Genomic DNA, 24,627 nt, shown 5'->3' with positions numbered 1-24,627 from the left:
TAGAGGAGCAACGCGGCGCTGAGCCGCAGAGAGGGCAGGGGCGCGGCGCCGAGCGCAGCGTCCAGGCGCAGGTGCTGGCCGAAGCGGCAGCCGCCGCCGATGCCGAGCAGCGGCAGGGGCAGCGGGTCGAGGCTCTCCGTCTCGCCGTCGAGGCTGAGGCGGGGCCGCACGAGCAGCACGCCGGCCGACAGGGCCAGCGGCCCGGTCGCGAGGCCGAGCTTGGCGAGGCCGGCGGGCCGCAGACTTCCGGCGGCGTCGAGGTAGGCGACGCGCAGGTCGCCCTGGAAGAGGCTGCCGTCCAGGGTCAGCGTGAGCGGACCGAGGAAGCCGGCGAGGCCGAGGCTGAGGCTGCTCGGCAGCTCGACGGCGATCGCGTCGTCCACCGGGCTCGCGACGGCCACCGTCTCGGTCGGCCGGGAGAGCGAGAGCTGGCTGGGATCGATGCCGCCGTCCGCGTAGGCGGCGAGGCGGCGCAGCGAGAGCGCGGCCTCGCCGGCGAGCGTGAGCGAGGGCGTGCGCTGGTAGACGAGGCCGATGGCCAGCCGCGAGAAGGGCCGCCAACCCAGGCCGCCGCGCAGGGTCCAGCCCTGGCCGGCGTAGTCGCCCGTGAGCTCTTGATCCAGGGAGTTCTCCCAGGGGTCCTCCGGATCGCCGAAGCTGAACTCGCGGCCGTTGGTCGCCATGACGCCCTCGGTGTCGGCGAGGGCGTCCACGCGCGCGCTCAGCGCCAGCCAGTCGAGGCCGGCGCCCAGCCAGAAGCCGGGCGCGAGTTCGCTGCCGACGGCGAGACTGTAGCGGCGGGCGTGGAGGGCGAGGCGCAGGGCGGCGTCGAGATCCGCGCGCAGGGCGACGATCTCCGTCTCCTCGCCCACGGTCTTCTCGATGTCGGCCCAGGCCTGGATGCCGGTGGCGAGCAGGTCGAGGTCCAGCCGGAAGGGCGCGTCGATGGCGAGGGCGAGCGCGCCGTGGCGACCGGGCAGCGCGAGACCGGCCGCGCTGAGGCCGCCCGGGTGCCGGACCGCCGCCTCGCCGCGGCTCGCGACGAGAAGGCCGTCTTCGGCCATCTGGTCGGCGAGCAGCGCGTTCGTCTCGTCGCGGAGCCGCTCGTCGAGGTCGAGGCGGGCGCCCAGGTCCAGCTCGAGGGGGGGCGCGAGATCCGCCGCGAAGAGCGGGCGGCGCAGCATGCCGAGCAGAGCCGGGTTGTGGAGCTGGCGTCCCGGCCCGGGATAGACGGGGGCCACGCTGCCCAGTTGGCTCGCGATCCCCGGCCCGAGCAGGGCGAGGCTGGCCGCGCCGACTTCGAGGCGGTACCGACCGCCCTCGAGGCGCTGGATTTTTGCAAGACCGCCATCATCTTGCGCCGTGGCCGGCGCCGCGAGGGCCGAAAGGATCGAGAGCGCTGAGGCGGCGAGGCGGGCGCTGCGGATCATCGGGAAAGGCTCCTTCCTGTCTTCCCGTCCTGTGTTGCAAGTTCGTCTCCGTCAGGCGGGCCGGAAGTGCTAGAGTGGCGCGCCCGCCGCGAAGGGAGTTCCCGGGATGAGGGTGCCCCAGCTCGATCTGCCCGCCCAGTACGCGGCCCTGCGCGAGGACATCCGCGCGCGCGTCGACGCGCTCTTCGCTGCGCAGAGCTTCATCCTCGGCGCTGCGGTGAGCGACTTCGAGGCCGCGATGGCGGAGTTCCTCGGCGTGCCGGCCACGGTGGGCGTCGCCAGCGGCAGCGAGGCGCTGATCATCGCGCTCGCGGTGCTCGACATCGGTCCCGGCGACGAGGTGCTGCTGCCGGCCTTCACTTTCTTCGCCACCGCCGGCGCGGTCGTGCAGCGCGGGGCGACGCCCGTCTTCGTCGACGTCGACGAGGACTTCCTCATGGATCCCGCGGACGCCCAGGCGCTGATCACGCCGCGCACGAAGGCGGCGATCGGCGTCCACCTCTACGGCCGGCAGATGGACTGGCGGCCCTGGCGCGCCCTGGCCGCCGCTCAGGGGCTGCGGCTGATCGAGGACGCCGCCCAGTCGGTGGGTGCGCGCGACGCCCTCGGCGCGAGCGGCAGTCTCGGTGACATCGGCGCCTTCTCCTTCTTTCCGAGCAAGAACCTGGGCGGCGCCGGCGACGGCGGCCTGCTCGCAGGCCCGGATGCCGCGCTGCTCGAGCGCGCCCGCCGCTACCGAAACCACGGCGAGACCCGGCGCTACCACCACGCGGAAGTCGGCGTGAACGGGCGCCTGGATGCCCTGCAGGCAACGGTGCTGCACGCGAAACTCCCGCATCTGCCGGAGTGGAACCGCGAGCGGCGCGCGATCGCGCGCCGCTACGCCGAGGGCATCGCCGCGCGCGGCCTCGCCGATCGCCTGCGCGCGCCCCGCCTGCCCGCGCCCGACAGCGAGGAGCACGTCTTCCACCAGTTCACGCTGCGGGTGCTGGACGGCACGCGCGACGCCCTGCTCGCGCACCTGCAGGCGGCGGGCATCGGCGCCGCCGTCTATTACCCCGTGCCCCTGCACCGGCAGCCCTGCTTCGCGGGGCTCGCCGGCGCGCGGCGGCCGCTGCCGGTGACGGAGCGCCTCGCGCGCGAGGTCCTCTCCCTGCCGATCTATCCGGAGCTGGGGGCGGCGCGGGAGCAGCGCGTGCTGGACAGCCTGGCCGCGTTCTACGGACGGGGCTAGCCGCGCTTGATCATCTCCCGCGCCTCGCGGACGATCTCCGGGCGCACGCCGCTGCTTCCGCGAGCGAGAGCGCTCAGCTCGTGGTGGGAGATGTAGCGGGGGCCGAAGAAGGGGCGCAGCGCCGAGAGCGGGATCCCGGTGGGATTCTCGAGCAGGGCGATCGGTACGCCGCGGTTGGCCGCGCCGGAGTGCAGGCGCCGTTCGCGGGCGATGCGCAGCAGGATCTTCAGGCTGCGGCTGGCGCGGGCGATGATCGCCACGGTGCCGTTGCGCGCGCACCACTTCGGGTTGTCGAGGATGGTCTCGCAGAAGGCGTCGTCCTGGACGCGGCTGCGCAGCAGCGCGAGCGGCGAGTCGGGCGCTCGCCAGGCTGCGGGGCTCGCCGGGCGGCCGTCGGGGCTCACCCAGTCGGCCCAGAGCAGGGCGTCGAGGTCGACCCAGTAGAGGCCCTCGGTCTGCAGCACGGCCGGGCCGCGAAAGAGTTCGGCGGGCGGGCGCGCGTCGAGACCCAGACGCCGCTGTCGCCAGCGCAGGGGCAGCAGCAGCGCGGCGTAGATCGTCTTGCGATAGCGGCGGCCGCCGAGCGTGCGCAGGAGCCCGACCCAGGCCGCCGGTTCGTTGCCCACCATCTCCGTCTCGCTCATCCAGCGCACCCAGCCGGCGACCAGGCGCGCGGGCAGGCGCTCCTCGCCGGCGAGGCTGCGCTGCCAGCCGGCGAGTTCCTCCTCGCCGAGGAACTGCTCGAGCGGGTGGCGGAGGCCGCGCGCACCCTGCGCGACGAGGTTCTGCAGGTCGCCCTGCCACTCGTCGAGCGCGACGACGAGGGGCAGCAGGCGCGCGAGCGCCGCCGGATCGTACTCGCCGACCTGATCGACGAGGCGGGCGCCGCGCAGGCTGGCCGCACGGCCCTCGAGGGCGATCAGATCCGCGTAGGGCGAGGGCAGAGGCGGCGTCAGCGTCTCGGCGCGGGCGAGAAAGCCGACCAGGGACTGACGGAGCGGGCCGAGGACGTCCGGGAACTCTGCCGGCGCGTGGCGCGCGAGCAGGCCCTGCAGGGCTTCGAGCCAGGCGAGCTCCTCGTCGCTGCGCGGGGGTTGACTGAAGAGGAGGCGCCGGCCGAGGCGCTCCGTGTGGCGCAGCGAGGCAATGCGCTCCGGATAGAGGAAGCTGCGCGGCCGGCCGCAGAGGAAGCTGAAGAGCAGGCGCAGGCCGCCCTGGTCCTCGCGCTGCGCGGCGCCGATCACCGCCTCGAGGCTGCGCTGGCGGCTGGCGCGCTCCTGGCTCGCGAGCAGTTCCCAGAGACCCTGGCGGCGGCGGAGGAAGTGCTCCTCGTCGGCCAGGCGGGCGAGCGCGCCGTCCAGAGGCGGCGCATCGGGTGCCCAGCGATCGAGGTCCGCGACCAGCGCGCGCTCCTCGGCATCCGGCGTGCGCCCGAGGCGGGTGTCATTCGCGAGTTGCTCGAGGAGCATCGGCACCCTCACGCGGCAGGATCAGGCAGCCCGGGCCGCCGCGCGCCATGACGCGGCCGCTCGCAGGCCGAACTTGCAAGGATGGGTCCGAAGCGCGGCTAGGCCTCGGCGGCGCCGAGATACTGGAGACGGTGCAGGCGGGCATAGAGGCCGCCCAGGGCGAGCAGGGCATCGTGCCGGCCGCTCTCGACGATGCGCCCGCGCTGGACGACGAGGATGCGGTCGGCTCCGCGCACGGTCGAGAGCCGGTGCGCGACCACCACGCTCGTGCGCCCGGCGAGCAGGCGTTCGAGGCCGCGCTGCAGGAGCGCTTCCGTCTCCGTGTCGACGGCGCTCGTCGCCTCGTCGAGGATGAGCAGGGCGGGATCGTGGGCGAGCGCGCGGGCGAAGGCGATCAGCTGCTTCTGGCCGGTGGAGAGGCCGCCGCCCCCCGCGAGGAGGGGGGTCGCGAAGCCCTGCGGCAGGCGCTCGATGAAGTCGAGCGCACCGACCGCCGCGACCGCTTCGCGCAGGCGGCGATCGTCGATGGCCGGATTGCCCAGGCGGATGTTCTCGGCGATGCTGCCCGGGAAGAGGAAGATCTCCTGCTGGACGAGCGCGACCTGAGCGCGCAGCAGGGCGTCCGGCAGCGCGGCGAGGTCGATGCCGTCGAGGCGGATGCGCCCTGCCTGCGGCCGGTAGAAGCGCAGCAGCAAGCCGAGGAGGCTGGACTTGCCGCCGCCCGTCGGTCCGACGAGGGCGATGCGCTCGCCGGGCGCGACTGTGAAGTCGATGTCCTGCAGCACGGGGCGCTCGGGGTCGTAACCGAAGCGGACCCGCTCGAAGCGGATCTCTCCGCGCAGGCGGGAGGGGGCCGCGACCGCGGCGGGGACCGCCGGCTCGGGCTCCGTGTCGAGCAGCCGGAAGATGCGCTCGCTGGAGGCCATCGCCGCCTGCATGATGTTGAACTTCTCGCTCAGGTCGCTGATCGGCTGGAAGAAGCGCCGCGCGTAGAGGATGAAGGCGGCCAGGTCGCCGAGGCTGAGCGCGCCCCCGGCCGCGTACCAGGCGCCACCGACGCCGAGGCTGAGCGTGATCGAGAGCACGGCGACCAGCTCCACCAGCGGGTAGAAGAGCCCGAAGTTGAAGACGCTGTCCAGGTGGGCGCGGGTATGGGCGCGGTTGAGGGTCTCGAACTGCGCCGCGGTGCGCGGCTCGCGGCCGTAGGCCTGGACGACCTCGATCCCGCTGAGCTGCTCCTGGAGGAAGGCGTTCAGCGCGGCCACGCGCTGCTGGACGTCGCGGAAGTTGCGGCGCAGGCGGCCGCGGAAGTAGAGCGTGATCAGGGCGAGCAGCGGCAGGAGGGCGAAGGTGATCAGCGCGAGGCGCACGTTGAGGGCGAGCAGGTAGCCGAGGATCACGGCGAGCGTGAGCAAGTCGCCGATGATCGCCACGAGGCCGGAGCTGAACATCTCGTTGAGCAGCTCGACGTCGCTCGTCAGGCGCGTCATCAGGCGGCCGACCGGATTGCGGTCGAAGAAGCGCACGGGCAGGCGCTGGACGTGCGCGAAGAGCTGCAGGCGCAGGTCGAGCATGAAGCGCTGGCCAAGGCGGCCGACCGGATTGCGGTCGAAGAAGCGCACGGGCAGGCGCTGGACGTGCGCGAAGAGCTGCAGGCGCAGGTCGAGCATGAAGCGCTGGCCGAGGCGGGCGACGATGAGCGTCTGCCAGTAGCCGAGGCCGAACTCGGCGACCTGGAGGAGAGCGAAGAGCAGCGCGAGCTGGAGAAGGCGGCCGCCGTCGCCGCCGACGATGCCCTGATCGATGCCGAGCTTGACGAGGTAGGGGCCGGCCAGCCCGGCCAGCGAGGCGGCGACGAGCAGCAGCACCCCGAGCAGGACCTGGAGCCGGTAGGGCCGCAGGTAGCCCAGGGCGCGGCGCATCAGGTGCGCGTCGTAGACCTGCTGCGGGGCCTGATCGGGCTGGCCGAACTCGGGTGCGCTCATGCCAGCTCGCCCTCCGCGCGCAGGCCGTCCAGCTCGTCCTCGAGGAGCTGCCGCTCGTGGAGGCGGGCGTAGAGCCCGCCGGTGGCGAGCAGGCCGGCGTGGTCGCCGCGCTCGACGATCCGCCCGCCCTCGAGGACGAGAATCTGATCGCAGTGGCGCACCGTCGATACGCGGTGACTGACGAGGATCAGCGAGCGCGCGCCGGCCGTCTGGCGGAGGGCTGTGAGGATGCGCTCCTCGGTCTGCGTGTCGACGCTGGCGAAGGGAGCGTCGAGGATGAGCAGGGGCGCCTCGCGCAGGAGCGCGCGCGCCAGGCTGACCCGCTGCTGCTGACCGCCGGAGAGGGTCACGCCGCGCTCGCCGATCGGCGTGTCCCAGCCCTGGGGAAAGCCGGCGATCTCCTCGAGCACCGCCGCTGCCGCTGCCGCGCGGTCGCGCGCCGCCGGGGGGATCGCCAGGTCGCCCTGGCGGACGTTGGCGTCGAGGCTCTCGCTGAAGAGCAGCGGTTCCTGCCCGGCCCAGGCGATCGAGGCGCGCAGCTGGGCGAGCGGCAGCCCGGTGATGTCCCGGCCGGCGAGGAAGACCGTGCCGGGCGGCGGATCGACGAGGCGCGGCAGCAGGCGAAGCAGGGTCGTCTTGCCGCTGCCCGTCGGCCCGACGATGCCCAGGCTGCCGCCGGCCGGCAGGCGGAAGCTGAGGTCCCGCAGCACGGGCCGGCCGCCGAGCGCGAGACTGAGCCCGCGCACATCGAGATCGCCGCGCAAGGGTGCGTCGCCGGCGGCCGGGGGCGGCCCCTGGATCGCCGGCTCGCGGTCGAGCACGGCGAGCAAGCGCTGCCAGGAGGCACTGCCGCGCTGGATGATGCCGGTCACCCAGCCGAGGGCGGCCATCGGCCAGCTCAGGCGCAGCATGTACTGGATGAAGGCCACCAGGTCGCCCAGGCTGAGCCGCTGGGCCGCCACCGCTCGCCCGCCGTAGAGCAGGATGAGCACGATCGAGAGCCCGCTCAGCAGCTTCAGCGAGGGCATGAAGAGCGCCATCATCCGGTAGAGGCGCAGGTTGGCCTCGGTGTAGGCGATGCCCTCAGCGCGGAAGCGGGCCTGCTCGCTCGCCTCGCGGCCGAAGGCCTTGATGACGCGGATGCCGGCGAGCGCCTCCTGGGCGCGCGTGCTGAGGCGCCCGAACTGCTCCTGGATCGCGGTATAGCCGTGGTGGAAGCGGCTGCTGATGAAGTAGATCATCACGCTGAGCAGGGGCAGGGGACTGAGGCCGAGCAGCGTGAGGCGCCAGTCCGTGGCCACCATGAGCGCGAGGGTCATCACGAGCGCCGCCGCGGTGTTCAGCGTGTACATGATGCCGGGGCCCAGGAGCATCCGCACGTTGCCGATGTCGCTGCTGCTGCGCGCCATCAGGTCGCCGACGGACTGCTGCTGGTGGTAGGGCGGGTCGAGGCGGAGGAGCTGGGCGAAGAAGTCGCGGCGCAGCTCGTACTCGATGTCCCGGCTGATGCCGATGAGCAGCCAGCGCATGCCGAACATGAAGGCGCCCCCCAGGAGCGAGAGCGCGGTGAGCTGGAGCACGCTGCGACTGAGAAACCCGGGCGGCAACGCGCCCCCCGCGAGCTGCGCCTGGCGGAGGCCGTCGACGATCCGCCCGACGAGCCAGGGCACGGCGGTGGCGGCGGCGTTCGCCAGGAGCAGGCAGACGAGGCCGAGGGCGAAGCGTCCCTTGTGGCGGGCCAGGTAGGGGCGCAGGCGGATGAGGAGTCGGATCCCACACCTCCGGGCGAGGGCACAGTCTAGGTGGGCGCGCCCCGCGGGGCAAGGCGGCAGCCGGCGCGCTTTTTGAATGGACAGCACTGCGGACGCAGCCTATGTTGTCTTCGCTAACTAAAGCGTCCAATAGGAGTTGCCATGTTCGCTGCGATCGGACAGATGGAGATCATCCTCATCGTGCTGGCCATCCTGCTCCTCTTCGGCGGCCGGAAGATCCCCGAGCTGGCCCGCGGACTCGGTTCCGGCATCCGGGAGTTCCAGCAGGGGATGCGCGGCGAGGCGAAGGGCGACGCCAAGGGACAGGGCCAGACGCCGGCGAAGAGCGGCAAGCCGGACGACGATGCCCCGAAGGACTCGGCCTGAGCGCAGGCGCTCGCCGGGCCTGACCGCAGTCCTCCTGCTCGGGCTGTGCTGTCTGGCGGGCGCCGCGGAGGCGGCGCCCCTGGCGCGCGGCGGCGCGCTCAGCGGGCGCTACCGGGCGGGCGTGGGCGCCCTCCACCGAGGCGGTCGCTTCGCGTTGCGGGCGCTGGATGCGCAGCGGGTCTCCCTGCGTCTGGAACTGCCCGACCAGCCGCTGCTGGCCCGGCGCCAGTACCTGGTCAAGGAGGGCGGGGCACTGCTGAGCTGGAGCGAGCCCCTGGGGGGCGGCGAACTGCTCCCGGCGGCCAGCCCCTGGCGCGAACTGCTGGCGGCGCTGCCCGCGGCAGCCTGGACGGCGCTGCTGCTGGGGGACGGTGAGGCGCTGAGCGCCTGCCTGGAACCCGGCTCCGGGGCGCCCGACCCCGGGGAGGCGCGCCGGCGGGGGCGCCTCGCGGGCCGCGAGGCGACTGTCCGCCTGCGCGGCGGCCGCCTCCTGGCGCTGCGCTGGTCCTCGCCGCAGGGCGAGCTGCGCTTCAGCTGGCAGGAGCTGGCCGGCGGGGGTGGCTGGCTGCTCAGGGTGCGCGGCGCCCAGGCGGGCTGGTTGAGGATCACCGCGCGGCGGCCGCGCGAGGGGGGCGTGGACAGCGCGGACTGGCTCTTTCTCGACGCGACCGGGAACCGGGCCCGGGAGGCGGGCGTTCCAGCCGCCCATCCCTGAGGTCGCGGAGCGTCGAGATGCAGATCAGGCAACGGCAGGAGGCGCACGGCGTGCTCAGCGACGAGGAGCTCATCCTCGCCGTCCAGGCGGGAGACAAGCGGGCTTTCGACGAGCTCGTGGGCCGCTTCAAGCGCCGTCTCTACAACTTCGTCCTGCGGATGGTCGCGGACCCGGAGTTGGCCGAGGAGATCACCCAGGACGCCTTGGTGCGCGCCTACATCCACGCGGACAAGTACCGCACCATCGCCAAGTTCAGCACCTGGCTCTACACGATCGCAATCAACCTGGTGCGCAACCATGCGCGGCGCAAGAAGCGCAGCCCGATCCTGCGCATTCCGCTGATCGGCCAGGGCGAGGACAAGGTCGAAATGGAGGCGCCCGATCCCGGCGAGCTGCAGGACCGCGGCTTGGAGCGACGGGAGGAGAGCCGCAGCATCTCCGAGATCATGGTCAAGATCCCCGCGCACTACCGGGAACCCTTCATCCTGCGCGAGGTTCACGACCTCAGTTACGAAGAGATCGCCGCCGCGACCGGCCTCAAGCTCGGCACGGTGCGCAGTCGCATCAATCGGGCCCGCTCCCACTTCCGCCGCCACTGGCTGGCCCGCTTTCCCGAAGAGGACCCGCAACACGCCGCCGATGGAGGAGGCCCCCTGCGATGACCTGCAAGCGCGCTCAAGCGCTGATCTCCCTCTTCCTGGACGATCAGCTCACGCCCGCGGATCAAACCCGACTGAATCGTCACCTGGCGGACTGCCTGGATTGCGCGGCCTACCTGCGCGATCTGCAGGCGGGGCTCGGCGCCCTGCGCGCAGAGCCGCTGGTCGAGCCGTCCGTCAACTTCGACTGGAATCTCCGGCGCAAGCTGCAGCAGGCCCAGTTCGAGAGCTGGCGCTACGCCGAGGACGCTGAGGGCTCCCGCTTCTGGCCGCGCTTCCTGCTCTCGGCGGCCGCTGCGCTGCTGCTCGCCCTCGGCGGCGGCTACACCGCCTACCGGATCGCCCAGGCCCCCGCCGAGCCGCCGGCGCCTGTCGCGGTCAGCCCGCGCCCGACAGCGCTGGCGAACCGCGAGCTCGGAATCCCGTCGCATCCGCAGCCCTTCCCGGGCGCGCAGCTCGAGCAGCCCGGCTTCCAGACCGTCGGCGGCCGGGAGGCGCGGCCCCTGGGCGGCGAAGGGCGCGGCGCGATCGAGGCGGCCCCGCCGCTGCAGGTGGTCGCCAGTCCGCGCGCGCAGATGGCGATGGACAGCCTGGCCAGCGCGGGGCGCAGCGACAGCCTGCGCTAGTTCGGCGCGCGCCCTCGCCGAGCGGACGCCGCCCTTCGGGGCGGCGTCTTCTGTTTGACCCCACCGGGCGCGCACCCTATGCTGCGAGCATGGCAGCGTCCCGCCGCGCGCAGCGCCTCACTCTGCTTGCCGTCCTCCCGCTCGCGCTCGGTTGTAGCGAGCGCAAGCTGGTGCCTGCCGTTGGCCCCTACTCGGACGTCTTCCTCTTCACGGAGCGGGGCTTGCGCGGCGAGCTGCTGGGCGGCTTCATCGACACCCTGACCCATCCTGTCCAGTACGTCTTCGAGGAGGAGAACGAGTTCGACGTCTTCCTCCGCGACCAGGCCCAGTTCCCCAAGAACCGGGACCGCAAGAACATCCTGCTCTTCGTGCGGGTCGACCAGCCCGGGGGCCTGCTCGCGCAGGTGCAGAAGCTCCTGGGCAAGGACGCCCTCGAACGGGCACGGCGGGAGGGACACGTCGTCTACTACAAGGAGGACTTCTTCGCTCGCGATCAGGACGTCTACTTCCTGCTCGCCGGCGGCGCGGCAGGCGAAGAGGTCCTCCTCTCGCGCATGGCGACTTCCCTTCGCGACCGGCTGCGCGAGTCGACGCGGGCGCGGATGCGGGAGAACCTGCTGCGCGGGCGCGAGAACAAGGGCGGCGCCAAGTACCTGATGCAGCGCTACGGCTTCAGCCTGCGCTTCCCGAGCGATTACCACCTGCTGCAGGAGCGGCCCGAGCTCGGCGCGATCGAGATCCACTGCGAGGCGCCCAGTCGCGTGCTCGGCGTTTTCTGGGACAACGACTTCGGCGGCGCGCCCACGCTGGCCGACACCCTGCGCCTGCTGGCCTTTCGCGGCGACGTCGCCGACAGCCTCTATGGGGGGGACTATCTGCTCGCCGGCAGCTACCGCTTCACTGCGGTCGAGCAGGCGGGCCGGCCCGCGCTGCGCCTGGAGGGCGTCTGGCAGAACGAGCGGGACATGACCGGCGGCGCCTTCGTGACCTACTTCTTCTGGGACGAGCGACGCCAGCGCCTGCTCGCCCTCGATCTCCTCCTCTACGCCCCGGGCATGGCCAAGCACCCCTACATGCGGGAGCTGGAGGCCCTGGGCACCACCTTCGCCTTCTGATGCGCAGCCTGCGCCTGGATCTCGGTGAGCGCAGCTACCCGATCCACATCGGCCGCGCGCTGCCGCCGGGGCTGCTCACCGATGCGCTGGCTGGCCGGCCGGCCGTTGCGCTCGTCGACAGCGAGGTGGCCCGCTTGCAGGCGCCGGCCCTGGCGAGACTGCTCGGGGGACTGCCGCGGCTGATCGTGCCGTCGGGCGAGGCGAGCAAGTCGCTGGCCCGCCGGGAAGCGCTCGCGCGCGAGCGCCTTGCCCTGGGGCTCGGGCGTGACGGTGCGCTGGTCGCGGTGGGCGGCGGGGTCTGCGGGGATCTCTGCGGCTTCCTGGCCGCCTGCTACCTGCGCGGCATCCCCTTCGTGCAGGTGCCGACCACCCTGCTCGCCCAGGCCGACGCCAGCGTCGGCGGCAAGGTCGCCGTGAACCTGCCCGGCGCGAAGAACAGCCTGGGTGCCTTTCACCAACCCGTGGCCGTGCTCGCGGATCTGGACTTCCTGGGCAGCCTGCCGCGGCGCGAGCTCTCGGCGGGCCTGGCGGAGATCGCGAAGATCGCCGCGGTGCGCGATCGCGACCTGCTCGCCGAGTTGGAGCGCGGCGGGGTCGCCCTCCTGGCTGCGGACGCGCCGGCGCTCGTGGGCATCCTCGGACGCGCCTGCGCCCTCAAGGCGGAGGTCGTCGCCGACGACGAGCGGGAAGCGGGACGGCGGGCGATCCTCAACTTCGGCCACACGATCGGACACGGACTGGAGGGCTTGTCGCCGCGGCCCGATCTCCTGCACGGCGAGGCCGTCGCGATCGGGATGCTGGCGGCCCTGCGCCTGGGCGCCGCCCTCGGCCTCGCGGGTCGCGCGGAGGAGCAGCGCCTGGCGGCCCTGCTCCGCGCCTGGAAGCTGCCGCTGCGGCCGCCGGCCCCCGTGGCGATCGACTCGCTCCTGGCGGCCATGGGTAGCGACAAGAAGCGGCGCCGGGGGGCGTTGCGCTTCGTCCTGCTCGAGGGCTGGGGGCAGCCACGGCGAGACGTCGAGCTGCCGGGGCCGCTGCTCGCGCAGACGCTGGCCGCGTTCCTGGCCGACGCGGAGTGACCACAATTGCGTTGACCGCCTGCCGAGGCTCTGCTAGCGTCGATTGCCCAGGAGGAGTTCTCTAGTGCAAGTGGTTATTCAATAAGGGGTTTCAGGTGTCAGCTCCAGTGGGACAACAGGAGGCGCTCCCCAGCGACTTGAGCCGCGCGCTGCGTCGGCGGCACGCCGCGGGGGAGAGCGAGCTCTTCGTCCCCCTGGCCGAGCTGGCGCGCCGCGAGGGGCGCAGCCAGGAGTCCCTCGCGCTCCTGGAGGCCGGGCTCCGGGAGTGGCCGCGCCGCGTGTCCGGCTGGGTCGCGCTGGCGCGCCTGAAGGCCCAGCTCGGCCGGATGGACGAGGCGCTCGGGCACTACCGCGAGCTCCTCGAAGGTCTGGATCCCCACAACTTGCCTGCCCTGCGCGCTCTCGCCGGCGCGGCGCTGGCGCGGGGCGAGCTGGCGAGCGCGGGCAGCTACCTCCAGCGCTGGCGAGCGGAGGATCCCGAGGATCCCGAACTGGGGGATCTCTGCGAGGAGCTGGCGGCGCTGAGGGGTGGCTGGCTTGGCGCGGGTGGGGCCGAGCAGACCGCGACGGAAGGGCTCCTCGCCGTCGAGCTCGGCAGCGCGGCGGCCGGCTACCTGGCCGCGCCGTCGCCGGCCGACGGCCAGGCCTGGGCGGCCGCCTCGGCGGGCCGAAAGGGGAGCTAGTGCCGCGCTTCCTCGTGCTGCAGGGCCCGAATCTCAACCTGCTGGGCCGGCGGGAGCCCGCGGTCTACGGCTCTCGTGACCTGGCGACGCTCGAGCGCGAGCTCGGCGAGTGGGCCGCGGCGCGCGGCCTGGAAGTGGCCTGCCGGCAGTCCAATCACGAGGGGGAGTTGATCGCGGCCCTGCAGAGTGCCGCGAGCGACTGCGCGGGCGTCGTCTTCAACCCTGGCGGCTTCAGCCACAGCAGCGTCGCCCTGCGCGACTGCCTCGCCGCTCTCGCGCTGCCGGTGGTGGAAGTCCATCTGACGAACCTCCATGCCCGCGAGCCCTGGCGCCAGCATTCGCTCACCGGCGGGGCGGCGCGCGGCGTCATCAGCGGACTAGGCGAGGCGGGCTACCGGCTCGCCCTCCTCTACCTGGCCGGCGGCCTCGCGAACGGCGCGCGCTGAGCGCGCCCGGCGAGCGACCGCCCCAGCCCGACGAGGTGCGCATGCGCGTCGACGAAATCCAGCAGCTGATCCGGCTGCTCGAGGAGAACGAGGACATCGGCGAGATCGAACTCTCCACCTCGCCGCTGGGCTGGCGGCGGCTGCGCGTCGCCCGGCGCCACCTGAGCGTGGCGGCGGCGGCCCTGCCACCGCCGCCAGCCACCGAGAGGGGGCCCGCGAGCCCCGAGGCGGCGGCGACCGTGGCGGCGGATCTCCACACGCTCAAGGCGCCGATGGTGGGGACCTTCTTCCGCTCGCCGAGTCCCGAAGCGGAGCCCTTCGTCAGCGAGGGCAGCAAGGTCAGTCCGGGCGCAGTGCTGTGCATCATCGAGGCGATGAAGCTGATGAACGAGATCGAGTCGGACGTGGCCGGGACGATTCGGGAGATCCTCGTGGAGAACGGCCAAGCCGTGGAATTCGGCCAGCCGCTCTTCCTCATCGAGCGGCGCTGATCCTGCCTTCGGCTGCCCCGTCGCTCCCGAGCAGGGCGGCCGCTTCTCCGGCGTGAACGGGACGGGTTCTTGCTATCGATTCGTTTCGGGCGCGAGCTGCCCGAAGCGGAGGACGGCATGGAACTCACTCAGATGCTCCAGGAGATGGTCGAGCGCCGCGCGAGCGATCTGCACCTCAAGGTCGGCCGCCCGCCGGGCTACCGCATCAACGGCGAGCTCTTCTTTGCAGGAGACGAGCCGCTGCTGCTCGAAGACACCGTCGCCCTCTATCGGCAGGCGCTCGACGAGGCCCAGCGCGAGGCCTTCGAGCGCGACCACGAGGTGGACTTCGCGCTCAGCATGCCGGGCCTCGGCCGGTTCCGCGGGAACATCTTCCTCCAGCGGGGCAGCATCGCGATGGTGTTCCGGCACATTCCGACCGCAGTGCCCCAGATCGAGGATCTTCACCTGCCCGAGGTCATCCAGCGCCTGGCGATGGCGCCGCGCGGCCTCGTGCTCGTCACCGGCATGACCGGCAGCGGCAAGAGCACGACGATGGCGGCGATGGTGCGCCGCATCCTCGACACGAAGCCGGTCAGCGTGATGACCGTCGAGGATCCCGCCGAGTTCCTGCACGCGGACAGCATCGGCATGGTCACGCAGCGCGAGGTGGGCGGCGACACGCTGTCCTTCGCCTCGGCGCTCAAGCACGTGCTCCGGCAGGACCCGGACGTGCTGGTCATCGGCGAGATCCGCGACGCGGCGACGATGCGGGTCGCCTTGACGGCCGCCGACACCGGCCACCTCGTGCTCTCGACCCTGCACACCACCGACGCGCTGCAGACCGTCAACCGCATGCTGTCGCTCTTCCCCCCGGATCAGCACAGCGAAATCCGCCACCTGCTCTCGCACAACCTGGAGGGCATCATCGGCCTGCGCCTGATCCCAACCAAGGACGGCAGCGGCCGCCTGCCGGCCTGCGAGGTGCTCGTCGGCTGCGCGACGACCCGCGAGTACCTGCAGGATCCCAAGAAGATGGGCTCGATCCGCGATTTCATGACCGAAGGCGCGTCGGTCTACGGCACCTGCACCTTCGACATGTCGCTGCTCCAGCTCGTCCAAGCGGGGAAGATCCGCCTCGAGGAGGCCCTCAGTAGCGCTACCTACCCCGACGAGATCCGCCTGAAGATGGCGGGGATCGAGGGGTCGGAGAATCTCCTCGACACCTGGATCGGCCGCGAGAGCGAAAGCCACATGGGCAGCTAGACCGCGCCGGCAAAGGCTTCTGGACACTCCCTGCGCCCTGTGCTATTCCCAGACCGGGCGCGGGCAGACCGCGCCCTTGCTGAAGGGGCGGGCATGATCAAGAAGCTCGTGGTGGCCAACCGCGGCGAGATCGCGCTGCGCATCATGCGCGCCTGTGAGGAGCTGGGCATCGAGACCGTCGCCCTCCACTCGGAGGCCGACGTCGACAGCCTCCACGTCAAGTTCGCCCACGAGACCGTCTGCATCGGTCCTGCCGCCTCGAGCCGCAGCTACCTGAACATCCACAACATCATCAGCGCCGCCGCCGTGACGGGCGCGGACGCCGTGCACCCGGGCTACGGCTTCCTGGCCGAGAACGCGCATTTCGCCGAGGTCTGCCAGTCGCACGGGCTCATCTTCGTCGGGCCCGACCCGGAGATGATCCGGCGCATGGGCGACAAGGCCCTCGCGCGCGAGACGATGATCGCCGCCGGGGTGCCCGTGGTGCCGGGCAGCGAGGGGCTGGTCGAGGACGAGGTGAAGGCCCTCCAGATCGCCCGCGAGATCGGCTTCCCAGTCATGATCAAGGCCAGCGCGGGCGGTGGCGGCAAGGGCATGCGCGCGGCCGCCGACGAGGAGGAGCTGCGCCGCGCCTTCAGCGCCGCCCAGGGCGAGGCGGAGGCCTCCTTCGGGCGCGGCGACGTCTATCTGGAGAAGCTGGTCCTGCGGCCGCGCCACGTCGAGATCCAGGTCATCGGCGACAAGCACGGGCGCATCGTCCACCTCGGCGAGCGCGACTGCTCCATCCAGAGGCGCCATCAGAAGCTGATCGAGGAGTCCCCTTCGCCGGCCATGGATCCGGCGCTGCGCGAGCGCATGGGCCGCGCGGCCGTGCGCGCCGCCACGACGGTGGGCTACCACTCGGCGGGCACGGTCGAGTTCCTGCTCGAGCCCGGCGGCCGCTTCTACTTCATGGAGATGAACACGCGCATCCAGGTCGAGCATCCGGTGACCGAGATGGTGACCGGCCTGGACCTGCTCAAGGAGCAGATCCGCGTCGCGGCGGGCGAGCCGCTCAGCTTCCGCCAGGAGGACGTCGTCCTCAAGGGCCACGCCATCGAGTGCCGGATCAACGCGGAGGATCCCGAGCGCGACTTCGCGCCGGCGCCGGGCACGGTGACCAGCTTCCACGCGCCGGGGGGGCCGGGAGTGCGCGTCGACACGCACGTCTACAGCGGCTACCGCATTCCGCCCTTCTACGACTCGATGATCGCCAAACTGATCACCTACGGCGCCGATCGGGACGAGGCGATCCGCCGCATGCGCCGCGCGCTGGACGAGTGCGTGATCGAGGGCGTGCCCTCCACGCTGGGCTTCCACGCGCGCATCATGCAGCATCCGCGCTACCTGAGCGGCGAGTTCAGCACGCACTTCCTCGAGGAGGAGGACTGGCGCAGCGCCGGGCGCTGAGCCGGTCCGCAGCAGGATGGCCAGGGCGCAGCGACATTGGGTCCGGGGCCTCGTCGCCCTTCTCGCCGCCACCCTCCTGCTGGGGGCGCTGGCAGGGCCGCCGCCCGGCGACTGGCCCGGCCAGACCTGGGGCGAGCGCCTGCTCGACACCCAGCATCCCTTCGGCATCGTCGGCGCCCTGCTCGCGGGCGCGCAGCGCTTCCTGCTCGGCGCGCTCGGCGCCTGGCTCCTGGGTCCCTACCTGCTGCTCGCCGGCCTCGCCGACTTCGCCGGTCGCCCGCGGCGCTCCCTGCTAATTCCCTGGTCAGCCGTCGCCCTGCTGGCGCTGCTCTGGCTGGGTGCGCCGGCGGCCGGCGGCCCCAGCGCGGCCCGCCAAGGTTGGCTGGGCGAGCTGCTGAGCGAAGGCATCAGTCGCCTCCTCGGCCCGACGGGCACGAGCGTCTGCCTCGCGCTCCTGAGCGCGATCGGGCTCGTCATCCTGCTGCCCGCTGCCTGGGTCCGTGGGCCGGCGCGCTTGCTCTTCGGCTGGCTGCCGCGCGCCCTCCTGCGGGCGGCGCGCGCTGTGGGCCTGGGACTGGGCGCCGGCGGCCGCGGCGTGGCTGTCGGCTTGCGCCGTGGCGGCGCGCGGCTGGCGGCGGCCCGGGCGCGCCGGCGGGCGCAGGCTGCCGAAGCGGCGGCCGCTCGCGCCGAGGCCGCTGCCGCGGTGGCCGCCGAGACGCCGCCACGCCCGCCGCTGGCAGTCGCCGCGCCGCCGCCGGCGGCGCCGGCGGCGCCGGGCGGAGGGGCAGCGGCTGCCGCGGCGCCGGCCCTCGCCGCGAGCGCGGAGCGAGCACCCAGGCCGAAGCCCGCGCCGCGGCGCCCGCGGGGCGCCGGCGCGCCGCTGCCCGCGCTCACGCTGCTCGCGCCCGCCGCGGGCCAGGGCGATCCCGCGGACCGCCGTTTCGCCGAGGAGCGGGCCCGCTTGCTCGTCGACAAGCTGGCCAGCTTCAACATCGGCGGCCGCGTCAGCGCGATGAGCCAGGGGCCGGTGGTCACGACCTACGAGTTCGAGCCGGACGCGGGCGTCAAGGTGAGCCAGATCGTCAGCCGGCGCGAGGATCTCGCCCTCGCGCTGCGCAGCAAGGAGCTGCGCATGGTGGCGCCGATCCCCGGCAAGGCGGCGGTGGGCATCGAGCTGCCGAATCCGCGGCCGCGCGTGATCCGCCTGCGCGAGGTGCTGGAGGCGGCCGAGCCGCAGGGCGCGGGCGGCGAGCTGGCGCTTGCCCTGGGCGTCGACGTCGACGGCCGCGCCGTCTGGACCGATCTCGCCGAGATGCCCCACCTGCTCGTCGCCGGCGCGACGGGCACGGGCAAGAGCGTGTGCATCAACAGCATCCTCCTCAGCCTGCTGCTCGCGCACACCCCGGAGACGCTGCGCCTCTTTCTCGTCGACCCCAAGATGCTCGAGCTGTCCGTCTACAACGAGATCCCGCACCTGCTGCACCCGGTGATCACCGACAACCGCGTGGCGCTGTCGGCCCTCAACTGGCTCGTGGGGGAGATGGAGCGGCGCTACCTGCTGCTCAAGCCCGTCGGCGTGCGCAGCATCGGCGAGTACAACGCCAAGGTGCGCGCCGGCGAGGTCACGGACGCCGAAGGCCGCCGCGTCGAGGAGACGCTGCCCTTCCTGGTCGGCGTGGTCGAGGAGTTCGCCGACCTGATGATGACCCTCGGCAAGGACGTGCAGCCGCCCATCGTGCGCCTCGCGCAGATGGCGCGCGCGGTGGGCATCCACCTGATCCTCGCCACCCAGCGGCCGAGCGTCGACATCATCGACGGCGTCATCAAGGCGAACTTCCCGAGCCGCATCGCCTTCAAGGTCTTCAGCCGCTTCGACTCGAAGACCATCCTCGACGCCGTGGGCGCTGAAACGCTCATCGGCCGCGGCGACATGCTCTTCAAGCACGGGCGGCAGCCCTTCCCGCGCCGCCTGCACGGCGCCTTCGTCGAGACGGCCGAGGTCGAGCGGGTCGTCGCCCACTGGCGCGCGGTGGGCGGCGAGCCCGGGCACATCGACCTCGAGCAGCGCCGCGAGGGCGGGCTCGACTTCGAGGGTGAGGACGAGCTCTTCGGCGACGCCAAGCGCACGGTGATCCTCGCCGGCTTCGGCAGCACGACGATGCTCCAGCGGCGCCTGCGCGTGGGCTACACGCGCGCCAGCCGCCTGATGGACATGCTCGAGGACGCCGGGATCGTCGGGCCCCACACGGGCAGCAAGGCGCGGGAGCTGCTCGTGGGGCCCGAAGCCCTCGCTCCCGAGGACCGGGAGGCGCGCCCGTGAGCGCGGGTCGGCGCGTCTATCTCGAGTCCCTCGGCTGCAGCAAGACCCTCGTCGACAGCGAGGCCGCGCTGGGCCTGCTCCTGGGCCGCGGATTCCGGCACGAGCCGAGTCCGGCGGCCGCCGAGCTGCTGCTGCTCAACACCTGCTCCTTCATCGAGAGCGCGCGCGAGCAGTCGATCGAGCGCATCCTCGAGTTGGCCCGGCTCAAGGGCGAGACCGGCGCCAAGCTCGCCGTGATCGGCTGCCTGCCCCAGCGCTACGCGGACGAGCTGCGCGCCGAGATCCCCGAGATCGACCTGCTGGCCGGCGTCGGCCAGCAGGACCGCCTGGCGGCGGCCCTGAGCGCTCTCTTCACGGACGCGGAGAGCGACGGCGGCGACTCCCTGACGCCCGCGGCGCCGCGCATCAGCTTCGCGGGCTTCGCGGAGCGGCCCCTGCTGACACCGCCGCACCTCGCCTACGTCAAGGTCGGCGAGGGCTGCAGCCGCCGCTGCAGCTTCTGCGCGATTCCGGGCATCCGCGGGCGCTTCCAGAGCCGCCCGCCGGAGGCGATCGCAGCCGAGGTGCGCGCCCTGGCCGCGCGCGGTGTGCGGGAGATCAACCTCATCAGCCAGGACACCGGCTTCTACGGGCGCGACGGCGGCACCGCCGGTCTGTTCGCCCTCGTCGAGCGGCTCTCCCGCGTGGAGGCCCTCACCTGGATCCGCGTCTTCTACCTGCACCCGACGCTGGTCGAGGTGCCGGATCTGTTGGCGCTCTTCGCGCTGCCCCGCGTCGTGCCCTACCTGGACATGCCCATCCAGCACGCCAGCGACCGCATGCTGGGCCTGATGCGCCGCGGGCACGACCAGGCTCGCCTGCGCAGCCTCTACGGCGCCCTGAGGCAAGAGCGCCCCGATCTCACCCTGCGCAGCACGGTGCTCGTCGGGCACCCCGGCGAGACGGAGGCCGACCTCGCCGCGCTGCTCGACTTCCTCGCCGAGCTGCCCTTCGACCACCTCGGCGTCTTCGGCTACAGCCGCGAAGCGGGCACGGCCGCTCCGAGGCTCGGCGCCGCCGTGCCGGCCGAGCGGATCGCCGAGCGCGTGGAAGCCGTCCAGCTCGGGCAGATGGCGCACAGCGAGGAGCGGGCGCAGCGCTGGCTCGGCCGGCGCGCTCTGGCGGTGGTGGAAGCCCTGGCCGGCCGGGGAGAGGGCCTGAGCCCGGAGCGGAGCCTCGACCCCCTGGGCAGCGCTCCTTTCGCCGGCGCGCGGGCCGCCCTGCGCACGGCCCGGGAAGCCTACGAGGTGGACGGCCACCTCTTCCTCGAGGACGACGCGGAACTCGATCTCGGGCAGTGGGTTGAGGTCGAGGTCATCGGCGCCGACGTCTACGATCTGCTCGGCCGCCGGACGGGGGGCGCTTTGCCTTGACACTGCCGCGGGCGCTTCCTATACCCAACGGGACTCCAGCCGCCGGAGAAGCCATGCGCGCCACTCGCCCCGCTGCGCCCAGGGCGCTCGTCTGCCTGCTCGCCCTCGTCCCGCTGCTCGCCAGCGCCGCGCCCGCCGCGGAGCCGACGCCCCTGCGCGTCGACGGAACGCCGACCAACCTCGGTCTCGCCCACAGCATGGCGGCCGAGGTGGCGGCGGCCAGCCTGGCCGAACTCGGCGCCCGCGCCGGGGATTGCCTCTTCATCGCGCCGGCGGCCGAGCACGCGGGCAACGGTCTCCTGGAGCTGGCGCTCACCGAGGCGGCGCGCCGCCAGGGCATCGCGCCGGCGCCGGGGCCCGGGGACTGCGCCCGCCACCTCGAGTTCCGCATTCTCGATCTGCGCATCGCCTACACGGGCGTCGATCGCAGCGCGCTGTGGACGCGCAAGGAAATCGAGCGCCACGGGGCCTGCATCGTCGCCTGCCGCCTGCTGGACGCGACGGCGGGCAGCGAACTGGCCGCGACGCAGCGCGAGGTGCTGATGGCCGACCGTTTCCCCTACGCCCTCCGCGAGCTGGTCGCCTCGCCGAGCTACCCTTTCACGGCGCCGGAGCTGAAGGAGCGCGACTGGTCGAAGTCGGCGGAGCCCTTCGTCGTCACCGGCATGGTGGCGGCCCTCGTCTACCTCTTCTTCAGCAACCAGAGCAGCGAATGATGGCGAGAGTCGGCTCCGCCGCGGGGCGGCGCCTTGGCCGGAGCGGGCGCGCCGTGGTCGCCGGCCTCGCCGCCGGCGCGCTCCTGGCGGGGACCGGCTGCAGCGGCGGCGAGATCCGCTCGCACCTGCGCGACGGTCGCGAGCACTACACGGCGGGCCGCTACGAGGAGGCGCAGCTGGAGGGGCTCTACGTCCTCCTGCGCGCGCCCGAGCATCCCGAAGCGCTCGAGCTCGTGGCGAGCAGCCTGCTGGCCCTGGACCGCGACAGCGAGGCCGAGGGCTACTTCCGGACGCTGATCGGCCTCGAGCCGGCGCGGGCGACGACGGCCACCGCGCTCTTCGACCAGCGCGCCCGGGTCGACTTCGCCGCCGGTCAGAAGAGTCGCGCGGCGCGGCGCTGGGCAGCCGCCCTGGCCTTCTCGCCCCGGCTCGATCTCGGGCCCTACGCCTTCTTCATGGCCGAGCACGCCTACGCCAGGCGCGACTGGCCCGTCGCGATGACGCTCTACGGCCAGGCGATCGCCGCCTACCCGGACAGCAGCGCGGCGCAGGACGCGGTCCACCCCTACGCGGTGAGCTTGCACCAGCTCGCGCACGATCTGCAGGCGCTGGACGTCCTCGAGCCCTTCCTGCGCCGAGAGCCGCGGCATCGCCTGCGCCACGAGGCGGTCTGGCTCTATCAGGAACTCCTCATCGAGCAGGCGCGGGCGGCGAACGGGCGGATGGACTACGAGCGGGCGGTCGCCTACCTTCGCCGCGCCCTGGGCTTCGGCGAGAACCCACCCCTGCGGGCGGAAGCCCTGCTCGAGCTGGGCGCCAGCTACGAGAGCCTGCGCGAGTACCAGGAGGCGGTTGCCTGCTACCGCAAAGTCATCGACGAGAGCAATACCCAGACGGGACGGGTCTACGACCGCGCGATCGAGCGTCTGGCGACCCTCGAGAAGGCGAGGCTGCGGTGAGGCGAGCGGGGCGGCTGCTCGGGGGCGCGACGCTCCTGGCGGGCAGTCTGGCGCTCGCCTGCTCCGCGGGGCGCGAGCTGAGTCGCAAAGAGCGCGCGGATCGCTCCTTCGCGCGCCGGGACTGGCCGGCGGCGATCCAGGACTACCAGCTCTACCTCGAGGAGAGCGGGCTCGGCGCGGAGGCGATGGACGCGCACTTCCAACTCGGCCGCGCCTACTTCGAGAACGGTGACTATCCGACGGCCGCGGTCGAGTTCGAGGTCTTCCAGCGCGACTACCCGCGCAGCGATTCCCTCGCGGCGGCGGCCTTCTACGAGGCGCTCGCCTGGGTCCGCCAGTCGCCGCCCTACGACCGCGACGCGACGCCGACGCTCAAGGCGATCCAGATGCTGGCGGACTTCCTGCTCGATTACCCGCAGAGCGAGCAGGCGGCCTGGGCGCAGCGCTCCCTGGAGGCGCTGCGGGCGAAGCTCGCGAAGAAGAGCCTGGCGATCGCCCAGCTCTACGAGCGCATGGAGCGGCCGCAGGCGGCGGTCCTCTACTACGAGAAACTCCTGCGCGAGCAGCCGGAGAGCCAGCAAGCGGAAACGGCGCTACTCGCCCTCATCCGCCTGCGCCTGGCCCAGGGGGAGCGGGCGGAGGCCGAGCGCCTGGTCGCCCGCATCCAGGCCGAGCGACCGGACAGCGAGCTGGCCCGGCGCGCGCAGGCCCTGCTGGGTCCCTGAGCGATGAGCGCCCCGGCGCGCGAGCGAGTGGGGCTCCTCGGCGGCAGCTTCGATCCGCCGCACGAAGGACACCTCTGGCTGGCCCGCCGCGCCCGCGCGCTCTGGCAGCTCGACGCCGTCTGGCTGCTGCCGGCCTACCAGCCGCCGCACAAGACGCCCACCGCTGTCTCGCCCTATCCGCAGCGGGCCGCGATGGCGCGCCTGCTCGCCGCGGCCGAGCCCTGGCTCCGGCTCGAGGACATCGAGGCAGAGCGCGGCGGGCCGAGCTACACGCTGGACACCGTGCGGGCGCTCAAGGCGCGCGACGGGGCACGCTGCCACTTCTTCCTCATCCTCGGTGCCGACGCCCTGGCCGAGCTCCACAGCTGGCGCGAGCCCGCGCAGCTCTGCGCCGAGATCGAGCTGCTGGTCGTCGCGCGGCCCGGGGAGACGCCCGCAGCTGCCTGGCCGCACCGCCTGGGCAGCGGCGAGACGCACCCGGCTCAGAGCCGCACGATCCGCGCCGCCATCGCGGCGGGGCGGCCGGCGCCCTGGCTGCCCCCGGCGGTCGCGGCCTACATCGAGCGCGCGGGCCTCTACCGGCCCCAGGAGGCGGGGTGAAGCTGCTCCTGATCGATGGCCATGCCCTGGCCTTCCGCAGCTACTTCGCGCTGATCCGCAGCCCGCTGACCAACAGCGCCGGCGAGAACACGAGCGCGGAGTTCGGCTTCCTGCGCAGCCTGCTCGCGCTGCGGCGCGAGCAGGCCCCGGACGCCATCCTCGTCGCCTTCGACCCACCCGGGGGGAGTTTCCGGCACGCGCGCTATCCCGCGTACAAGGCGCAGCGGGCGGCGACGCCGGTCGAGTTGCGCGCGAGCGTCGAGCAGCTCAAGCGCTTCCTGCCGCTGGCCGGGATCGCCTTCGAGATCCGCCCGGGCTACGAGGCGGACGACCTGATCGCGAGCGCGGCGCGCCGGGCGGCGGCCGCGGGCTGGCAGGTGCGCATCGCCTCGGGCGACAAGGACCTCTGCCAGCTCGTCGACGAGCGCATCCACCTGCTGCGTCCGGCCAGCGGCGCCAGGCCGGCGCGCGAGCTGGGGCCGGCCGAGGTGGCCGAGGAGTTCGGCGTGCCCCCGGCGCGGATCCGCGACTTCCTCAGTCTCACCGGCGACAGCGCGGACAACGTGCCCGGCGTGCCGGGCATCGGCGACAAGGGGAGCGCCAAGCTGCTCGCGGAGTTCCCGTCGCTGGATGCGCTCTACGCCAACCTGGCGGCGATCGGCGCGCCCGCGCTGCGGCGCAAGCTCGAGGCCGGGCGGGAGCAGGCCTATCTCGCCCGGGAGTTGATCGGGCTCGTCGAGGACCTGCCGCTGCCGGCCCCGGAGACCGCCTGGCGCCCCGGGGCCCCCGATCGCCAGGCCGTGCAGGCCTGGCTCGTCGATCGCGGCTTCCAGAGCCTGATCGCGGAGTTCCTCGGCGAGAGCCGGGCGACGCCGCTCGCCAGCTACCGCTGCGTGGAAGACGCCGGGGAGCTGGCCGCCCTCGGCGCGCGGCTGGCCGCGGCAGCGCGCTTCGCCGTCGACACGGAGACGACCGGACTCGATCCGCTCGCCGCCGACCTGGTCGGGATCAGCGTGGCGCTCGCCCCGGGCGAGGCCAGCTACCTGCCGGTGGCCGGCCGCTGCGCCGGGACCGGTCTGGGCCTCGCCGATCTGCAGGCGGCGCTGGCGCCTGCCCTGGCGAGCGGGGGCTGCG

22 protein-coding genes are annotated in these 24,627 nt (G+C 73.1%); 19 read left to right on the top strand and 3 right to left on the bottom strand.

All coding sequences use genetic code 11. The annotated features are described in order from the left end of the window. Window positions 1-1,536 precede the first annotated feature (1,536 nt). Window positions 1,537-2,664 carry a DegT/DnrJ/EryC1/StrS family aminotransferase gene (locus FJ251_00885; GenBank protein MBM4116293.1) on the top strand — a complete coding sequence of 376 codons (1,128 nt, stop codon included), beginning with the start codon at window positions 1,537-1,539 and terminating at the stop codon, window positions 2,662-2,664. On the opposite strand, the gene FJ251_00880 is transcribed toward FJ251_00885, so the two are convergent. From FJ251_00880 to FJ251_00870, 3 genes are all read right to left on the bottom strand, one after another. After that, window positions 2,661-4,133 carry a hypothetical protein gene (locus tag FJ251_00880; protein MBM4116292.1) on the bottom strand — a complete coding sequence of 491 codons (1,473 nt, stop codon included), beginning with the start codon at window positions 4,131-4,133 and terminating at the stop codon, window positions 2,661-2,663. The two genes, FJ251_00885 and FJ251_00880, sit on opposite strands and share 4 nt — an antisense overlap. Window positions 4,134-4,231: 98 nt before the next feature. After that, window positions 4,232-6,118, bottom strand: a complete 1,887-nt coding sequence (locus tag FJ251_00875; protein ID MBM4116291.1) for an ABC transporter ATP-binding protein — start codon at window positions 6,116-6,118, stop codon at window positions 4,232-4,234. Next, the gene (locus FJ251_00870; GenBank protein ID MBM4116290.1) at window positions 6,115-7,977 is read right to left on the bottom strand and encodes an ABC transporter ATP-binding protein; all 1,863 of its coding nucleotides are present in this window, start codon (window positions 7,975-7,977) and stop codon (window positions 6,115-6,117) included. Before FJ251_00870 ends, FJ251_00875 begins: the two co-directional genes overlap by 4 nt. A gap of 54 nt (window positions 7,978-8,031) precedes the next feature. Between FJ251_00870 and FJ251_00865 the strand changes: the two genes are divergently transcribed. From FJ251_00865 to FJ251_00780, 18 genes are all read left to right on the top strand, one after another. Beyond that, window positions 8,032-8,256, top strand: a complete 225-nt coding sequence (locus FJ251_00865; protein ID MBM4116289.1) for a twin-arginine translocase TatA/TatE family subunit — start codon at window positions 8,032-8,034, stop codon at window positions 8,254-8,256. Next, window positions 8,234-8,971: a hypothetical protein gene (locus FJ251_00860; GenBank protein ID MBM4116288.1), complete on the top strand. Its 738-nt coding sequence runs from the start codon at window positions 8,234-8,236 to the stop codon at window positions 8,969-8,971. The genes FJ251_00865 and FJ251_00860 overlap by 23 nt, the downstream gene beginning before the upstream one ends. 17 nt (window positions 8,972-8,988) lie before the next feature. Next, complete coding sequence (locus FJ251_00855) at window positions 8,989-9,633, top strand: sigma-70 family RNA polymerase sigma factor (GenBank protein MBM4116287.1); 645 nt, start codon at window positions 8,989-8,991, stop codon at window positions 9,631-9,633. Beyond that, window positions 9,630-10,256, top strand: coding sequence for a hypothetical protein (locus tag FJ251_00850; protein MBM4116286.1), 627 nt, complete (start codon window positions 9,630-9,632; stop codon window positions 10,254-10,256). The genes FJ251_00855 and FJ251_00850 overlap by 4 nt, the downstream gene beginning before the upstream one ends. Window positions 10,257-10,345: 89 nt before the next feature. Then, window positions 10,346-11,371: a DUF4837 family protein gene (locus tag FJ251_00845; GenBank protein MBM4116285.1), complete on the top strand. Its 1,026-nt coding sequence runs from the start codon at window positions 10,346-10,348 to the stop codon at window positions 11,369-11,371. Then, the gene (gene aroB / locus FJ251_00840) at window positions 11,371-12,447 is read left to right on the top strand and encodes a 3-dehydroquinate synthase (GenBank protein MBM4116284.1); all 1,077 of its coding nucleotides are present in this window, start codon (window positions 11,371-11,373) and stop codon (window positions 12,445-12,447) included. Before FJ251_00845 ends, aroB begins: the two co-directional genes overlap by 1 nt. A gap of 95 nt (window positions 12,448-12,542) precedes the next feature. Next, a complete protein-coding gene (locus FJ251_00835; protein MBM4116283.1) occupies window positions 12,543-13,130 on the top strand; it encodes a tetratricopeptide repeat protein in 588 nt (195 codons plus the stop codon). Further along, window positions 13,130-13,576, top strand: coding sequence for a type II 3-dehydroquinate dehydratase (gene aroQ / locus FJ251_00830; protein ID MBM4116282.1), 447 nt, complete (start codon window positions 13,130-13,132; stop codon window positions 13,574-13,576). Before FJ251_00835 ends, aroQ begins: the two co-directional genes overlap by 1 nt. A 41-nt stretch (window positions 13,577-13,617) precedes the next feature. Continuing rightward, window positions 13,618-14,067, top strand: coding sequence for an acetyl-CoA carboxylase biotin carboxyl carrier protein (gene accB / locus FJ251_00825; GenBank protein MBM4116281.1), 450 nt, complete (start codon window positions 13,618-13,620; stop codon window positions 14,065-14,067). A gap of 117 nt (window positions 14,068-14,184) precedes the next feature. Then, window positions 14,185-15,312, top strand: coding sequence for a PilT/PilU family type 4a pilus ATPase (locus FJ251_00820; GenBank protein MBM4116280.1), 1,128 nt, complete (start codon window positions 14,185-14,187; stop codon window positions 15,310-15,312). Between the two features lie 93 nt (window positions 15,313-15,405). Next, window positions 15,406-16,761 carry an acetyl-CoA carboxylase biotin carboxylase subunit gene (accC, locus tag FJ251_00815; GenBank protein MBM4116279.1) on the top strand — a complete coding sequence of 452 codons (1,356 nt, stop codon included), beginning with the start codon at window positions 15,406-15,408 and terminating at the stop codon, window positions 16,759-16,761. Between the two features lie 16 nt (window positions 16,762-16,777). Beyond that, the gene (locus FJ251_00810) at window positions 16,778-19,081 is read left to right on the top strand and encodes a DNA translocase FtsK (protein ID MBM4116278.1); all 2,304 of its coding nucleotides are present in this window, start codon (window positions 16,778-16,780) and stop codon (window positions 19,079-19,081) included. Further along, window positions 19,078-20,493 (top strand): 30S ribosomal protein S12 methylthiotransferase RimO, encoded by a 1,416-nt coding sequence (gene rimO / locus FJ251_00805; protein MBM4116277.1) that lies wholly within the window; start codon window positions 19,078-19,080, stop codon window positions 20,491-20,493. Before FJ251_00810 ends, rimO begins: the two co-directional genes overlap by 4 nt. Window positions 20,494-20,546: 53 nt before the next feature. Beyond that, entirely contained in the window at window positions 20,547-21,209 is a 663-nt protein-coding gene (locus tag FJ251_00800) for a hypothetical protein (protein ID MBM4116276.1), read from the top strand. Next, window positions 21,209-22,168 (top strand): tetratricopeptide repeat protein, encoded by a 960-nt coding sequence (locus FJ251_00795; GenBank protein ID MBM4116275.1) that lies wholly within the window; start codon window positions 21,209-21,211, stop codon window positions 22,166-22,168. Before FJ251_00800 ends, FJ251_00795 begins: the two co-directional genes overlap by 1 nt. Then, window positions 22,066-22,893, top strand: coding sequence for an outer membrane protein assembly factor BamD (gene bamD, locus FJ251_00790; GenBank protein ID MBM4116274.1), 828 nt, complete (start codon window positions 22,066-22,068; stop codon window positions 22,891-22,893). The genes FJ251_00795 and bamD overlap by 103 nt, the downstream gene beginning before the upstream one ends. Before the next feature lie 3 nt (window positions 22,894-22,896). Next, on the top strand, window positions 22,897-23,493 hold the full coding sequence (nadD, locus tag FJ251_00785; protein ID MBM4116273.1) for a nicotinate (nicotinamide) nucleotide adenylyltransferase: 597 nt from the start codon (window positions 22,897-22,899) through the stop codon (window positions 23,491-23,493). Beyond that, window positions 23,490-24,627 (top strand): DNA polymerase I (locus FJ251_00780; protein ID MBM4116272.1); only part of this gene is annotated, 1,138 nt, incomplete at its 3' end. The genes nadD and FJ251_00780, both read left to right, overlap by 4 nt.

The sequence above is a fragment of the bacterium genome (genome assembly GCA_016873475.1).
Taxonomy (GTDB): Bacteria; Krumholzibacteriota; Krumholzibacteriia; order JACNKJ01; family JACNKJ01; genus VGXI01.
Note: the sequence above shows the minus strand (reverse complement) of the source record. Positions and strands in the feature narration are given on the sequence as shown.